Here is a 15446-nt window from a genome sequence, read left to right as displayed (position 1 = left end):
TGGCACACGGGGCGCGCCTGGAACACCTGTTCAACCGGCCGCCACCGTCCGTGGGCACTAAGGTAAACTGCGTAAATGGTCATTGTACTGTATGCCCTGACGGCACTTCTCTATTGCGGCCTGGCCTATCACGGCTGGGCCACGCGCCATCCACGCGTTGCCACCGCTGCCGGCCAGGCAGGGGGGGCGACCTCGGCCGTGCTGGTGGCCGGCGGTGGCCCCATCCCCCCGGTAGGCGGCGCGCATGGCGAAGGGCGCCCGGCCTGGTGGCACGTGCTGATGCTGGCGGCGCTGGCCAGCCACGGCTTGCTGCTGCATGAAACCATCTTCCCGGCCGAGCGCATGATGTTCGGCTTTGCCTTTGCGCTGTCGGCCATGCTGTGGCTGGGCGTGGGCATCTACTGGATAGAAAGCTTCTTCTTCTCGCTGGCGGGCCTGGGGCTGATCGTGATCCCGGTGGCGCTGGTAGCCAGCCTGATGCCCCTGGCCTTCCCCGGCTCGCAGATCCTGGGCTACGCGGCGCGGCCGCTGTTCAAGCTACATTTCATCATCGCCAACGTGGCCTACGGGCTGTTCACGCTGGCGGCGTTCCACGCCTTCCTGATGCTGCTGGCCGAACGGCGCCTGCACGGCTTCCGGCACGCGCCCGCGCGGCCGCCGGAGCAGCAACCCAGCGAATGGCTGGGCCGCTGGCTTGACCTGCTGCCGCCGCTGCTGACGCTGGAGAAGCTGCTGTTCCGGCTGATCGGCGCCGGCTTTGTGCTGCTGACGCTGACCATCGGCTCGGGCCTGCTGTTCTCTGAAGAGCTGTTCGGCCGCGCCTTCCGGCTGGACCACAAGACGGTGTTCGCGCTGATCTCGTGGGCCATGTTCGGCGGCATCCTGGCCGGGCGCATCTTCCGCGGCTGGCGCGGCAAGGTGGCGCTGCGCTGGGTCATCGCCTCGTTCGGCATCCTGCTGCTGGCCTATGTCGGCAGCCGTTTCGTGATTGAAGTCGTCCTGCATCGTCTCTGATCTTCCATGGCACGTATCCTGATCCTGCTGGCCGTGGTGCTGGGCGTCATCTGGTGGCTGCGCGCCCGCGCCGAGGCCCGGCTGGCTGAACACCGCGCACGCCAGGCCCGCCAGGCCGGCGAGCGCACTGGCGCAGCCGGCCCGGCCGACGACGCCACCGCCGAACCCATGGTCCAGTGCGCCCAGTGCGGCGTGCACCTGCCGCAGGGCGAGGCCATTGCCTGGCGCGGCCTGCACTACTGCCGCCGCAGCCATCTGCCTGACGAGAGTCGGGCTGAAGGCGGTGACGGCAGCAGCGGCCCCCGCCCGTGACAGAGCCGGCGTCGTCGGGCTGGCAGCGGCTGAACGCCTGGCGCGGCCTGGCCCAACTGTGGCGCCAGCCCGAACCGCCTGACTTCCACTGGCGCCTGCTGCGCTATTTCTGCTGGACCCGCGTGGCCGTGGGCCTGCTGCTGGTCGGCTTTGCGCTGATGCGGCGCGGCGAGCCGGCATCCGTCACCGCCGTCACGAATGCGATCCCGCCCGTGCCGTTCGACCTTGGGGCCCTGGGCGGCATCGAGCACGCGGCGGCCATGACCATCGCCGTGCCCTATCTTGGCATTGCCGTGGCGATGCTGGCCGGCACGCTGTGGCGCCGGCACTTCCATCTGCGCGTGCGGGTGCAGGTGCTGGCCGACCTGGCCCTGCTGGCGCTGGTCTTCAGCGTGCTGGGGCGGGGCGGGCAGGCCGAGGGCCTGGCCATGATCTTCCTGCTGCCGGCGCTGGAAGCCGGCGCGCTGACCAGCCTGCTGTTCGCGCTGTTTGCCGCTTCGATCTCCGCGCTGGTGGTGATGAGCGGGCCCTTCATGCACACCATCCTGCTGCGCCAGGCCGATGCCGGGCTGCTGGGCTCGGGCCTGTTCGGGCTGGTGTTCATGATCGCGGCGCTGCTGATGTATATGCTGGCCAACCGCCAGATCGCGCAGGAGCGGCTGGCGCTGGCGCGCGAGCAGGAGCTGCGCCTGCAGCAGCTGGTCAACCGGCTGATGGTCAACGATATGCAGGACGGCGTGATGCTGGTGCGTGCCAACGGCGCGGTGGTGGCGGCGAACCCCGCGGCGGTGGTGCTGCTGGGCGTGCAGCCGCATGAGCGCATCTACTCACGCCGGCTGGGTGGTGCGGCAGGGCAGGGCGGCGAAGCCGTGCTGTTCGACCTGCGCCGCATCCCGCGCCTGCAGCCGCTGATGGAGATGCTGCGCGACTGGCTGCACAGCAAGGACGACGTGCCGCGCATCCTGCAGCTGCTGCCGATGGCGTCCGGCACCGCGCTGGCAGACGGCACCATGCAGCACACCCGGCTGCGGCTGCGCTTTGTGCTGCCGGGGCTGGCAGGTTTGCGTTCGACCATGGCGCATGGCCGCACCGTGCCGGCCACGCTGGATACGGCCGCCTGGAGCGAACTGTCGCCCGAAGCCGCCGGCCGCCTGCGCCTGGCCATCGCCCAGAACGAGGCCATGGCCTGGTCGCAGGAGGATGAGGCCCTGTTGCGCAACGAGATGCGCGACACCGTGCTGGTCCACATCGAAAGCTGGGAACGCATCGCCGAGCAGGTGCAGCAGGAAAAGCTGGCCGCCATGGGCCGGCTGGTGGCCAGCATCGCGCACCAGATCCGCAACCCGCTGGCGGCGATCAGCCAGGCCAGCGAGCTGCTGGGCGATTCCGGCCGGCGCGACCCCGCCGCCCAGGACCATGGCGGCGCCGATGTCGATATCGACGCCCGCCTGCTGCGCATCATCAACGACAACGTGCGCCGGCTGGACCAGGTGGTGTCAGACGTGCTGCAGATGTCGCGCCGCCCGCGCACCGGCCGCAGCACCGTGCACCTGGCGCAGGCGCTGCCCGAGATCGTCGAGCGCTGGCGCGCCGAAATGCGCTCGCGCCGCCCGCGCGCAGGCGAGACCCGCCCGGCGGGCCGGGCCGACATCAACGCCAATGCCATCCGGCTGACCGTGGACGTGGCCCAGCCGGTGGTGTTCGACGCCTCGCAGCTGCAACAGGTACTGGGCAACCTGCTGGACAACGCCTGGCGCTACTGCAGCCGGCTGCCGGGCTCGATCCGGCTGTTGGCGCATGCGCTGGACCAGCACCATGCCGAGCTGATCGTCTGGAACGACGGCGCCGAAGTCGCGCGCGAGCACCAGCGCAGCCTGTTCGAACCGTTCTTCACCAGCAACGCCCAGGGCACCGGGCTGGGCCTGTTCATGGCGCGCGAGCTGTGCGGCGCCAATGACGCCCAGGTGCGCTACGGCGCCATCGCCTTGCCGGCGCTGCTCGAGCGCACCGGCATGCTGGCCCCCGCCGCGCGCGATACACTGCCGGCCAAGGCTTTCGTGCTGACGCTGCGCATCGAGAGTGCCGATGCGGCCGCCGCCTGACCTGTCCCAACCCAGCCACCACCCCATGCCACCCCGAATGCCCCGAGCGCCCGACCCCATCCTGGTCATCGACGACGAGGCCGACCTGCGCGAGCTGCTGGACATCTCGATCCGCCGCATGGGCCATGACGTGGTGCTGGCCGGCTCCCTGGCCGAGGCGCGCGAGAAGCTGGCACAGGGCCGCTACAGCCTGGTGCTGACCGACATGCGGCTGGGCGACGGCCTGGGTATAGAGATCGTGCGCCAGCTGTCGGCCGCGCCGGAGCGCATCCCGGTGGCGGTCATCACCGCCTACGGCAGCGCCGACAACGCCGTGGAAGCACTCAAGGCCGGCGCCTTCGACTACATCGCCAAGCCGGTCTCGCTGGAGCAGCTGCGCAGCCTGGTGCTGAACGCGCTGGGCCGCCAGCAACGCGACAGCACCGATGCCGAAGCCGCCGCGGCCGAGCAGGCCGCCGACCGCGCCGCGGCCCTGCTGCCCGGCCATTCCGCCGCCATGCAGGAGGTTCGCCGCTCGCTGTCGCGGCTGGCGCGTAGCATGGCGCCGGTGGTGATCAGCGGCGAATCCGGCAGCGGCAAGGAGCGCGCCGCGCGCGCCATTCACGCCACCAGCGGGCGGGCCGCGCATCCCTTTATCGCCGTCAACTGCGGCGCCATCCCCGAGAACCTGATGGAGTCCGAGTTCTTCGGCCATGTCAAAGGCGCCTTCACCGGTGCCGACGGGGAGCGCGGCGGCTTCTTCCAGGCCGCCAACGGCGGCACGCTGCTGCTGGACGAGGTGGCCGACCTGCCGCTGCCGATGCAGGTCAAGCTGCTGCGCGCGCTGCAGGAGCGCCGCGTGCGCAAGATCGGCGCCAGCCGCGAAGACGCCGTCGACGTGCGCGTGATGTGCGCCAGCCACAAGGACCTGGCCGCGATGGTGGCGGCCGGGCAGTTCCGGCAGGACTTGTACTACCGCCTGAACGTGCTGGCGCTGCGCATGCCCACGCTGCGCGAGCGCGGTGAAGACATCCCGGTGCTGGCGCGCGCCATCCTGGACCACCTGGCGGTGCGCTACGGCGACCCGCGCCCCAAGCGGCTGTCGCCGGCGGCGCTGCAACGGCTGGTGGCCTATCCCTTCCCGGGCAACGTGCGCGAGCTGGAGAACCTGCTGGAGCGCGCCTACGCCTTTGCCGAGAGCGAAGAGATCGAGCTGGCCGATCTGGGCCCGCTGGACGCCGGTGCCGAACGGGCCGGGCTGATGCATGCCCCCGCGCCGGCGATGGCGCCTAACTATTACGCACCCTGGGGTGCCGCAGGCATGTGGGCGCCGGTGCCGCCGGCCGCCGCGCCCGCGCCGGCCCTGGCAGAGCCGCCGCCCGTGGCACCGACCCCGGCCAGCGCGCCCGAACCCGAGCCCGCCGGCGACCCCGCCGAACGTGCCTGCCGCGGCATCGTCTTCCCGATCGACCTGCCGGCCAGGCTGGAAGCCGTGGAGCGCGAGCTGATTCTGCAGGCGCTGGCGCAGACCAACTTCAATCGCACCGCGGCCGCGCCGCTGCTGGGCCTGAACCTGCGCCAGCTGCGCTACCGCATCCAGCAACTGGGCATCCGCGAAGCCATGGACGCCGCCGACCGCAGCGCCGTGGAAGGCGGGGGCACGCCATGAGCAAGCCTGAGCACCGCTACCTGCCCGATGCCGACGGCTGGGTCCCCGCCGCGCGCCGCGTGCCGTCGCCCAATTTCGATGAGCGCCCGGCCGGCATGCCGGTGGACCTGGTGGTGCTGCACAACATCAGCCTGCCGCCCGGCCAGTTCGGCAGCGGCGACATCGAGGCCTTCTTCCAGAACCGGCTCGATCCCAATAAGCACCCGTTCTTTGCCACCATCCACCAGGTGCAGGTGTCCGCGCACTTCCTGGTCACCCGCGAGGGTGAACTGGTGCAGTTCGTCCCGTGCACGCAGCGGGCCTGGCACGCCGGGCAGTCAGACTTCTTCGGCCGCGCCCGCTGCAACGATTTTTCCATCGGCATCGAGATCGAGGGCTGCGACGACCTGCCGTTCACCCTGGCCCAGTACGACACCGTGGCCGCGCTGGTGCCCGCGCTGCTGGTCGCCTACCCGGTGCGCGCGATTGCCGGCCACAGCGACATCGCCCCGGGGCGCAAGACCGATCCCGGCCCGCATTTCGACTGGGCGCGCTTCGCCAGGCAGGCGGGCGTGGCGCCGGGCATGTTGCCCTACCAGTGCCCTGGCGCGGCTGGCCAGGTGACGAATTCTTAACGTCATTCCCCATCCCCGTGCGCCCCGTTCCGGCGCACATGCCCTACCTCGGCGTGGGGCTATCGCAACCTCGCAACAATCAAAAAAATTTTTGTGAAATGTGCAGTTGCGAACGGTCTGGCGAAAACCCTTGCGAGTATTAGGGTTGCGGGCATGTGGCGCTGCCGCATCGGCGCAACCGCCTCCGAAATAGCGCTTGTCAAGACTGGTCATTCGGATTCGTTTCACTATACTTAGCCCAGTTTCACGCGTCACACACTATATCTAGTAGTCAAACCGGGGAGCCGGCCCAAGGGCGAGTCAGGGATCACGAAGTTCGTGCATCGTCTCGAAACCGCCCGCTAAGGCCAGCGAATCACAAGAGTCCCTGGCGAAATGTTCACGTAAAGGCAGTCTGTCCGCCCTGACTTCACGCCGGGAGGGACGTTCTTTTCGCCGCATTTCGCCAGGGACTCTTTTGTCTCTTATTTCCAGGGTAAAAACAGGAGTTCTCATGCAAACGGCCCAGAACGAAATCACCACGGGTGGCGCCGCCGCCGGTATTGCACCGACCGCGCAGCAGACCCCCGCCAACGCCGCCAATACGAACTACCCGGATCACAAGATCATTCGACGCAACGGCGCCGTGGTGGCTTTCGAGCCGTCCAAGATCGCCGTTGCCATGACCAAGGCCTTCCTCGCCGTGAATGGCGGGCAGGGCGCCGCGTCCGCGCGTGTGCGCGAGATCGTCGAGCAACTGACTGACAACGTCGTGCGCGCGCTGGTGCGCAGCCGCCCCAACGGGGGCGCCATCCATATTGAAGACGTGCAGGACCACGTGGAACTGGTGCTGATGCGCTCGGGCGAGCATGAAGTGGCCCGCGCCTATGTGCTGTACCGCGAGAAGCGCAAGGACGAGCGCGCCCAGGCCAACGCCCAGGCCGTGGCCCGCGTGCAGGAAGGCGGCATCTCGGTCAACGTGACCGATGGCGGCGTCACGCACGTGCTGGACATCGCCGCGCTGCACGCCCTGATCGACAATGCCTGCAGCGGCCTTGGCAATGCAGTGAGCGCCGAGCCGATCCTGAAGGAAACCCTGAAGAACCTGTACGACGGCGTACCGATGACGCAGGTGTACGACTCCGCCATCCTGGCCGCGCGTACCCTGATCGAAAAAGACCCGGACTACAGCCAGGTCACCGCCCGTATCCTGCTGCACACCATCCGCAAGGAAATCCTGGGCACCGAAGTGACCCAGGCCGAGATGTCCAGCCGCTACGCCGAGTACTTCCCCAAGTTCATCGCCCGCGGCATTCAAGCCGAACTGCTGGACGAGCAACTGGCCACCTACGACCTGGCCCGCCTGGGCGCGGCGCTGGACGCCGGCCGCGACTTCCAGTTCAACTACCTGGGCCTGCAGACCCTGTACGACCGCTACTTCCTGCATATCGATGAAACCCGCATCGAAATGCCGCAAGCCTTCTTCATGCGCGTGGCCATGGGCCTGGCGCTGAACGAGAAGGACCGTGAAGCGCGCGCCATCGAGTTCTACCAGCTGCTGTCGTCGTTCGACTTCATGTCGTCCACGCCGACCCTGTTCAACTCCGGCACCCGCCGCTCGCAGCTGTCGTCGTGCTACCTGACCACCGTCTCGGACGACCTGGAAGGCATCTATGAAGCGCTGAAGGAAAACGCCCTGCTGTCCAAGTTCGCCGGCGGCCTGGGCAATGACTGGACCAACGTGCGCGCACTGGGCTCGCACATCAAAGGCACCAACGGCAAGTCGCAAGGCGTGGTGCCGTTCCTGAAGGTGGTCAACGACACCGCCGTGGCGGTGAACCAGGGCGGCAAGCGCAAGGGCGCCGTCTGCGCCTACCTGGAAACGTGGCACCTGGACATCGAAGAATTCCTGGAACTGCGCAAGAACACCGGCGACGACCGCCGCCGCACCCACGACATGAACACGGCCAACTGGATTCCGGACCTGTTCATGAAGCGCGTGATGGAAGCCGGCGAATGGACCCTTTTCTCGCCCGCCACCTGCCCGGACCTGCACGACAAGGTCGGCAAGGAATTCGAAAAGGCCTACCTGGGCTATGAAGCCAAGGCCGCCAGCGGCGAACTGAAGCTGTTCAAGAAGCTGCCGGCGCTGCAACTGTGGCGCAAGATGCTGGGTATGCTGTTCGAGACCGGCCACCCGTGGATCACCTTCAAGGATCCGTGCAACATCCGCAGCCCGCAGCAGCACGTGGGCGTGGTGCACAGCTCCAACCTGTGCACGGAAATCACGCTCAATACCAATGAGAGCGAGATCGCCGTGTGCAACCTGGGCTCGGTCAACCTGGTCGCCCACATGACCAAGCAGGCCGACGGCACCTACGCGCTGGATCACGCCAAGCTGCAGAAGACCGTGCGCACCGCCATGCGCATGCTCGACAACGTGATCGACATCAACTACTACGCCGTGGACAAGGCGCGCAATTCCAACCTGCGCCACCGTCCGGTCGGCATGGGCATCATGGGCTTCCAGGACTGCCTGCACGTGCTGCGCACGCCGTACTCCAGCGACGCCGCCGTCAAGTTTGCCGATACCTCGATGGAAGCGGTGTGCTACTACGCCTACAAGGCTTCGACCGAGCTGGCCGAAGAGCGCGGCCGCTACAGCACCTATGAAGGCTCGCTGTGGGACCGTGGCATCCTGCCGCAAGACTCGCTCAAGCTGCTGGCCGAAGAGCGCGGCGGCTACCTGGACGTGGACCTGTCCAGCACGATGGACTGGGACGCGCTGCGCGCCCGCATCAAGCAGCACGGCATGCGCAACTCGAACTGCATCGCGATCGCCCCGACCGCGACCATTTCGAACATCATCGGCGTGTCGGCCTGCATCGAGCCGACCTTCCAGAACCTGTACGTCAAGTCCAACCTGTCGGGCGAGTTCACCGTGGTCAACGACTATCTGGTGCGCGACCTGAAGGAGCGCGGCCTGTGGGACGAGGTGATGGTTGCCGACCTGAAGTACTTCGACGGCTCGCTGTCGCGCATCGACCGCATCCCGCAAGACCTGCGCGACATCTACGCCACCGCGTTCGAAGTGGAGCCGACCTGGCTGGTGGAAGCCGCCAGCCGCCGCCAGAAGTGGATCGACCAGGCCCAGTCCCTGAACATCTACATGGCCGGCGCCTCGGGCAAGAAGCTGGACGACACCTACAAGCTGGCCTGGCTGCGCGGCCTGAAGACCACCTACTACCTGCGCACCATGGCTGCGACGCACGTGGAGAAGTCCACCGTGTCGCGCGGCTCGCTGAACGCAGTGTCGTCGGGCAGCGACAGCGGCTCCGCCCTGGACGCAGCCGCAGCATCGGCCCCGGCCATGCCGGAAGCCGAAGGCGCGGTCTGCACGATGCGCCCGGGCGACCCTGGCTTTGAAGAGTGCGAAGCCTGCCAATAACGTAAGAGAGTAAAAGCCACCCCCGCCCCTCTCCCGCTTGCGGGAGAGGGGCGGGGGTGAGGGCCGGCGCCACCACGAAGTGAAGCGTCAAATCCGACCAAACCGCCGCCCCCAAATCGAATCACGGAGAACCACATCATGCTGAGCTGGGACGACGACGTTCAAGCTACCCCGCAGGCCGCACCGCAGCCTGCCCTGCAACCCGCTGTTGCCGCCACGGCCGACCAGCAAGGCGTACTGCCGCCGGCCGCCACGCAGCCCGGTATCCTGGGCGACAATCCCAACGCCGCCGCCGCGCAAAGCAACCGCCGCGTCAATGCCGCCGACAAGCGCGTGATCAACGGCTCGACCGACGTCAACCAGCTGGTGCCGTTCAAGTACAAGTGGGCGTGGGAAAAATACCTGGCCGGCTGCGCCAACCACTGGATGCCGCAGGAAATCAACATGTCCCGCGACATCGCCCTGTGGAAAGACCCCAACGGCCTGACCGAAGACGAGCGCCGCATCATCAAGCGCAACCTCGGCTTCTTCGTCACCGCCGACTCGCTGGCCGCCAACAACATCGTCCTGGGCACCTACCGCCAGATCACCGCGCCGGAATGCCGCCAGTACCTGCTGCGCCAGGCCTTTGAAGAGGCCATCCACACCCACGCCTACCAGTACATCGTGGAGTCCCTCGGCCTGAACGAAGCCGAGATCTTCAACGCGTACCACGAAGTGCAGTCGATCCGCGACAAGGACGAGTTCCTGATCCCGTTCATCGACACCCTGACCGACCCGTCGTTCAAGACCGGCACGCCGGAAAACGACCAGAAGCTGCTGAAGAGCCTGATCGTGTTCGCCTGCATCATGGAAGGGCTGTTCTTCTATGTGGGCTTTACGCAGATCCTGGCGATGGGCCGGCAGAACAAGATGACTGGTGCTGCCGAGCAGTATCAGTACATCCTGCGCGATGAGTCGCTGCACTGCAATTTTGGTATCGACCTGATCAACCAGATCAAGCTGGAGAACCCGCATCTGTGGACGGCGGAGTTCAAGGCTGAGATTACTGAGCTGTTCAAGAAGGCGGTGGATCTGGAGTATCGCTATGCGGAGGATACGATGCCGCGTGGGGTGTTGGGGTTGAATGCGCCGATGTTTAAGGGGTATCTGCGGTTCATTTGCAATCGTCGTTGCCAGCAGATTGGGTTGGATCAGTTGTTCGCGAATGAGGAGAATCCGTTCCCGTGGATGAGTGAGATGATCGATCTGAAGAAGGAACGCAACTTCTTCGAGACTCGCGTTATTGAGTATCAGACGGGTGGGGCGTTGAGCTGGGATTGAGGCAGTAGATAGATGCTAAGTGACAAAAAATGGGAGCAACTCGCTCCCATTTTTTGTTTGCGCATTGGCGCCTTCACGAGAGGAGCAAGCACAAGGGAAGGGCATGCGCGTCGTGCAATTTGAAATTTCGAAGCCAACAGACGATTCGGCCTTGGAAGATATGTGCGCCCGCATCTATGGCGAGGTGCTCAACGACCCACTTCCAAAGATAAACGGTCGAAGAGGACACTCAGGGCGGGATTGACGTGTTTGTGAATTCGTCGTCAGGCCGTATTTCACGCCGATCGCCAGCGGGAGCGTCGGCAGGGCTTCGAGCACAAACACCCATTGCCAGCCGGCGTGACCGCCGACCAGGTGAAAGCGCTCCAGGATCCAGCCCGACAAAGGGCTGCCGAGCAAGCCGGTGATTGGAATGCCCGCCTGAAATATGGCAGTGACTTTAGCGCGGTGGCGATTCGGAAACCAGTACGTCAGATAGAGGATTACGCCGGGGTAGAAGCCGGCTTCGGCGACGCCGAGCAGGGAAGCGTACCGTGTAGAACTGCAATGGTGTCGTGACAAATGCCATGACTCCTGAGAGCAGGTCCCAGGAGATCATGATGCGGGCAATCCAGCGTCGCGCGCCGACACGATGCATGATTAGGTCGCTCGGTACCTCGAACAGCATGTAGCCGATAAAGAACAGCCCTGCGCCGAGCCCATAGGCCGCCTCGCTGAATTGCAGGTCGGCCAGCATGTTGAGCTTGGCGATGCCGATATTCACGCGATCGCGATACGCGACGACGTAGCACAGCATCAGGAACGGGATGAAGCGCAGGGCGACCTTGCGATAGGTGGCGTCTTCAAATGCGTAAGTGTCAGGCCGCCCCTGAACATCGGGCGATGCTGCTCCATGAAAGTGTCTCCTTGTATTGTGGGGGGCGCGACGACGAGAGGGTCAGGCTGCCTGTTGCATCGCGCCAGAAGCATGGCCGGCCAGTGTTGCGGCGTAATCCTGGAACCGGCGAAGCTCCTCGGGCGGGACGAGCGAGCCGCCGGTGGCCCAGATCACATGCGTGGCGTCGTGCATGTGCAATCCGTGATCGCGCACATACGCCTGGCCCTCGGGCGAGCGACGCAGCCAGCCCGGGCCTCCGATGCCGGCGGCCGCTGACGGCTCGACTTCCACGCCCATCGACGTCTTGAGCGCGAGCAACTGAACGTAGAGTTGATCGTCGGGGACGGTGAACACGCCGGCGAGTTGGGAAGCCATCAACGGGCTGACCAGATGGGATGCCTGGCCGACGGCGAGGCCATCGGCGTCGGTCCGGTTATCCAGGCCGATGTCGTAGACGGATACGGGAGCTTGCGCACCTGAGGCCAACTGCACCAGTACGCATGGCGAGGCCACGGGCTCGGCGAAGAAACAGTGCACATGCTCGCCGAACAGTGCCTTGAGCCCGTAAGTGATACCACCGGGTGCGCCGCCGACACCGCAGGGCAGATAGATGAAGAGCGGATGCGCGGCATCCACGACGCGGCCGGCTTCGGCCAGCTGGCGCGCCAGGTGGCGTGCCGCGGCAGCGTATCCGAAGAAGAGCAGGGCGGAGCGCTCGTCATCAACAAAATGGCAGCGCGGCGCTGCCAGCGCCTGGTCCCGGCCAGCTGCCACTGCTTCAGCGTAGTCGCCTTCATGTTCCACGACGCGTACGCCGCGTTTGCGCAGGCGGTCCTTCTTCCACGCCTTGGCGTCCGCGGACATATGTACAACCGCATCGAACCCGAGAGCAGCCGCCATCACGCCGATGCTCAAGCCGAGGTTGCCCGTGCTGCCGACCGTTACCGAGTATTGCGAGAACAGCGCGCGCGCTGCCGCCGTCGCCAGCAGGCGGCGATCACCCGCAGGCTTCAGGACACCGTGCTCGATCGCGATAGATTCGGCAATCGCCAGCACTTCATGAAAGCCGCCGCGAGCCTTGATGGAACCTGCAATCGGCAGTTCGTCGTCCCGCTTGATGAACCATGCCCCCTCGGCGCCATCGTTGCCGACGATCGCGTGTTGGAGTGCGGTGGCCGGCATCAATTGCGATTCCACTTGCCCATGGCTTGACCCCAGTTCGGGAAACAGCGTCGCCATGAGTGGTGCACAGCGCGCAAGGCGCGCCTCGGCCGATGCGATCAGTTCCGTCGATGGGGCGGAAGCCGGCAGGGGTTGCCCCAGCCTCGGATTCAGCCAAAGCAGCGGCTGTCTCGATTGAAGTATTTCTAATAGATCACGAGTGAGCGGCAGGGTGGCCATCACGTCCTTCTCCAAGGAATTCCTTATGAACCGTGATCGTAGACGCTGTAATCGTGCAAAAATAGCGATCGTTTCTAACGCATGCATTAGTCAGGCTAATACGAATGCAGCTCGATTCCTCTGTTCTCGGCGCGTTGCGGTGTTTCGAAGCCGCGGGGCGCTTGCTGAGCTTTACCAAGGCCGCCGAATCGCTGAGCCTCACCCAAAGCGCGGTGAGCCAGCAGATTCGCCATCTGGAAGACCGTCTCGGCTACATGCTCTTCGTGCGCCAGCCGCGCAACTTGAAACTGACGCCAAAGGGTGAGGCTATGTTCGAGACGACCACGCGCGCACTGCACGAGATTCAGCTGACGATCCAGCGACTCGGCCTGCCAAATGCGCCTTTGCAGGTCAATTGCCTGCCGTCGTATGCGCTGCAATGGCTGATGCCGCGCCTGACTGAGTTCCACCGCGAGCAGCCGGACGTATCCGTGCGCCTGAAAGCCGAGTTCCAGGCCCTGGACAGGCAATCGATGGAGGCGGAAGACATTGACGTGGCAGTGCGTTACGACCCCGTCCGCTACAGCCAGTTGCAAGCTGACGTTTTGCTGGACGAGTTCCTGATTCCGGTGGCCACACCCGAGTACCTCACCCAGCATCCTGGGCTATCTGACGGGGCTTCGCTCGACGGCGTCGTGTTGCTGCATGACGCATCGCCATGGGTCGGCGCAGCCGAGTTTGTGGAATGGCGGACATGGCTTGAGGCCTTTCACCCGACATGGATTGGGCATCTGGAGGGGCCGCAGTTCAATCTGTCGAGCCTTGCCATCAGCGCGGCGTTGAACCACCAGGGGGTGGCGATGGGGCGTACGGCCCTGGTCTATGACGAGATCAGGAGCGGACGGCTGGTGAATGTCTTCGGCAAGCACGTACGCGCGCCGGCGCGCTACATGCTGCTTTCTCGTAATCCTGAGGATAGGCGCGTGATCATTTTCTCGACGTGGCTCAAGGCAGAGTGTGCGCGCTTCGATACCGCGCGAATGGAGTTGCTTTCGCTGGATGGAGTACCGCGAAGAGCCAGGTTGGGGCGTTGATTCGATAGCCCCTTGGAAGAGAGCCCTCCCAGGCCAGGCTTGACGAGCTTGCCGAGAAGCGGATAGATTGACGCAACCATGGGCCGCCGCCCCGCCTCCCTCTCTCTTGATCTCACTGCGAACCAGCCGCAGTGGGGCGCGCGCGCCAAATCCAAAAAACAGTCGCTCATCTGACCGGAGCGTGCTGTTCCGTCAGTTGAGCGACGGAACAGCATCAGTGTAGAAGACGGTCTGCCAATCCCTCCCTTGCCGTCTTGAGCGCATCTTGCTCCGTCGCTTGCCTGCGCGGTTTCCGAATCGGTCGATCCGGAGCATGCAATGCAAGAAGTGGATTATCTCTATCGTGGTATCTGGCTACCCCTGGTCACCCCTTTTCGCAACCATGAGGTGGATCACGTCGCGCTGCGGCGGCTAGTGGCCCATTACCGCGGTAGCGGCTTGGCGGGGTTGGTGGTGTGCGGGAGCACCGGCGAAGCCGCCGCGCTCGATGAGGCGGAACAGTTGGCCGTCCTGGATACCGTGCTGGCCGAGGCCGGGGAACTGCCGGTCATGATGGGCTTGGCTGGCAACAATCTTCGGGATGTGTTGAGCCGTCTGGACAGGATTGGCGAGCGTCCGCTGGCGGGGGTCTTAGCGCCTGCACCGTACTACATAAGACCGTCGCAGGAAGGATTGAAGGGATACTTTCGCGACCTGGCCGATAGATCTACGGCACCGCTGGTGCTGTATGACATCCCCTACCGAACCGGTGTGACGCTGAGCGCCGAAACGCTGCTCTCGTTGGCGAACCACGGCAATATTCGAGGTATCAAGGACTGCGGCGGTAACGCTGAAACTACACAGGCGTTGATCGCCGATGGCCGCCTAGCTGTCCTTTCGGGAGAGGACCACCAACTGCTTGCCACGCTGTGCATGGGCGGTCAGGGCGCAATCGTTGCGTCAGCGCACATTCGGCCTGATCTCTTCTCGGCGTTGTGGCGCGCTGTGGCTGAGCAGCGTCTGAGCGTCGCGCGCCACCTTTTCCATGCCTTAATTCCCCTGATTCGACTCATGTTTGCAGAACCTAACCCAGGTCCGGTCAAGACATTACTGGCCAGGCATGGCTGGCTGTCTGATGAACTGCGTTTGCCAATGACGTCGGCTTCAACCGCGCTCGCCGAGCAATTGGCAATTGCATGTGACGCGTTGGATTCAGTACGTGCGAATGCGTTGTAATTGCGCAGGCTAGAGGTAGGCGTACGGTCACTGCCGTATGCCTGCCATGTTCAAGGCAGAAGTTCGGCAGAGGCGTGTCTCGGTGAGAGCTGCGCGTATGAAAGGCACCACAGCACCAGATGCGGGGGAAAGTTGCCCGCAAATACACTATGCGCACCGGTTCAGCCAGCCAGGCGGTACCGCTCGGGTGCATGCAGGAAATCCAACCTTTTCTCCACAGGAAAACAGAGGTATTCCAACAACTCACGGGCATGAAGCGTGGATATCACCGTCCCGCATCGCGAGAGCCGCGTAACTCCGCTCAAGCGCGGAAATTTCGACCTCATTTTAGGACGTGGCCTACAGCCGGCACTACGCACGTAGCTTATAGATCTTCAGTTCAATGACGAACGAGGAGAACTATGGTTGACGTTCGCTGCGCGCTACGAAATGGAGACGCG

General features: G+C 64.9%; 10 protein-coding genes and 1 pseudogene. 9 read left to right on the top strand and 2 right to left on the bottom strand.

Going from position 1 to position 15446, the window contains the following annotated elements; genetic code table 11:
- Positions 1 to 75: 75 nt before the first annotated feature.
- The 7 genes from AC1Q7H_RS03305 (at position 76) to AC1Q7H_RS03275 (ending at position 10440) form a co-directional block, all read left to right on the top strand.
- Complete coding sequence (locus tag AC1Q7H_RS03305; RefSeq protein WP_211980314.1) at positions 76 to 1014, top strand: cytochrome C assembly family protein; 939 nt, start codon at positions 76 to 78, stop codon at positions 1012 to 1014.
- 6 nt (positions 1015 to 1020) lie between these two features.
- Positions 1021 to 1326, top strand: coding sequence for a PP0621 family protein (locus tag AC1Q7H_RS03300; protein ID WP_013958041.1), 306 nt, complete (start codon positions 1021 to 1023; stop codon positions 1324 to 1326).
- Positions 1323 to 3428, top strand: a complete 2106-nt coding sequence (locus tag AC1Q7H_RS03295) for a sensor histidine kinase (RefSeq protein WP_492378437.1) — start codon at positions 1323 to 1325, stop codon at positions 3426 to 3428. Before AC1Q7H_RS03300 ends, AC1Q7H_RS03295 begins: the two co-directional genes overlap by 4 nt.
- Positions 3429 to 3453: 25 nt before the next feature.
- Positions 3454 to 5076: a sigma-54-dependent transcriptional regulator gene (locus tag AC1Q7H_RS03290; protein ID WP_492380954.1), complete on the top strand. Its 1623-nt coding sequence runs from the start codon at positions 3454 to 3456 to the stop codon at positions 5074 to 5076.
- Positions 5073 to 5690: a 1,6-anhydro-N-acetylmuramyl-L-alanine amidase AmpD gene (gene ampD / locus AC1Q7H_RS03285; RefSeq protein ID WP_013958038.1), complete on the top strand. Its 618-nt coding sequence runs from the start codon at positions 5073 to 5075 to the stop codon at positions 5688 to 5690. The genes AC1Q7H_RS03290 and ampD overlap by 4 nt, the downstream gene beginning before the upstream one ends.
- 493 nt (positions 5691 to 6183) lie before the next feature.
- Complete coding sequence (locus AC1Q7H_RS03280) at positions 6184 to 9117, top strand: ribonucleoside-diphosphate reductase subunit alpha (protein WP_492380953.1); 2934 nt, start codon at positions 6184 to 6186, stop codon at positions 9115 to 9117.
- Positions 9118 to 9255: 138 nt separating this feature from the next.
- Positions 9256 to 10440, top strand: a complete 1185-nt coding sequence (locus AC1Q7H_RS03275; RefSeq protein ID WP_013958036.1) for a ribonucleotide-diphosphate reductase subunit beta — start codon at positions 9256 to 9258, stop codon at positions 10438 to 10440.
- Positions 10441 to 10716: 276 nt separating this feature from the next.
- On the opposite strand, the pseudogene AC1Q7H_RS03270 reads toward AC1Q7H_RS03275, so the two are convergent.
- Together AC1Q7H_RS03270 and dsdA are read right to left on the bottom strand one after the other, a co-directional pair.
- Positions 10717 to 11281: pseudogene (locus AC1Q7H_RS03270) on the bottom strand (MFS transporter); the annotation flags it as partial.
- A 96-nt stretch (positions 11282 to 11377) separates the two neighbouring features.
- A complete protein-coding gene (gene dsdA, locus AC1Q7H_RS03265) occupies positions 11378 to 12718 on the bottom strand; it encodes a D-serine ammonia-lyase (RefSeq protein ID WP_211982337.1) in 1341 nt (446 codons plus the stop codon).
- 98 nt (positions 12719 to 12816) lie between these two features.
- Here dsdA and AC1Q7H_RS03260 point away from each other — a divergent pair, with 98 nt between their 5' ends.
- Complete coding sequence (locus tag AC1Q7H_RS03260) at positions 12817 to 13791, top strand: LysR family transcriptional regulator (RefSeq protein ID WP_492380966.1); 975 nt, start codon at positions 12817 to 12819, stop codon at positions 13789 to 13791.
- A 318-nt stretch (positions 13792 to 14109) separates the two neighbouring features.
- The gene (gene dapA, locus AC1Q7H_RS03255) at positions 14110 to 15006 is read left to right on the top strand and encodes a 4-hydroxy-tetrahydrodipicolinate synthase (protein WP_013958029.1); all 897 of its coding nucleotides are present in this window, start codon (positions 14110 to 14112) and stop codon (positions 15004 to 15006) included.
- Positions 15007 to 15446 lie beyond the last annotated feature (440 nt).

The organism is Cupriavidus sp. GW823-FHT06D04, from assembly GCF_058795055.1.
This window is presented reverse-complemented; position numbering and strand designations above follow the sequence as displayed.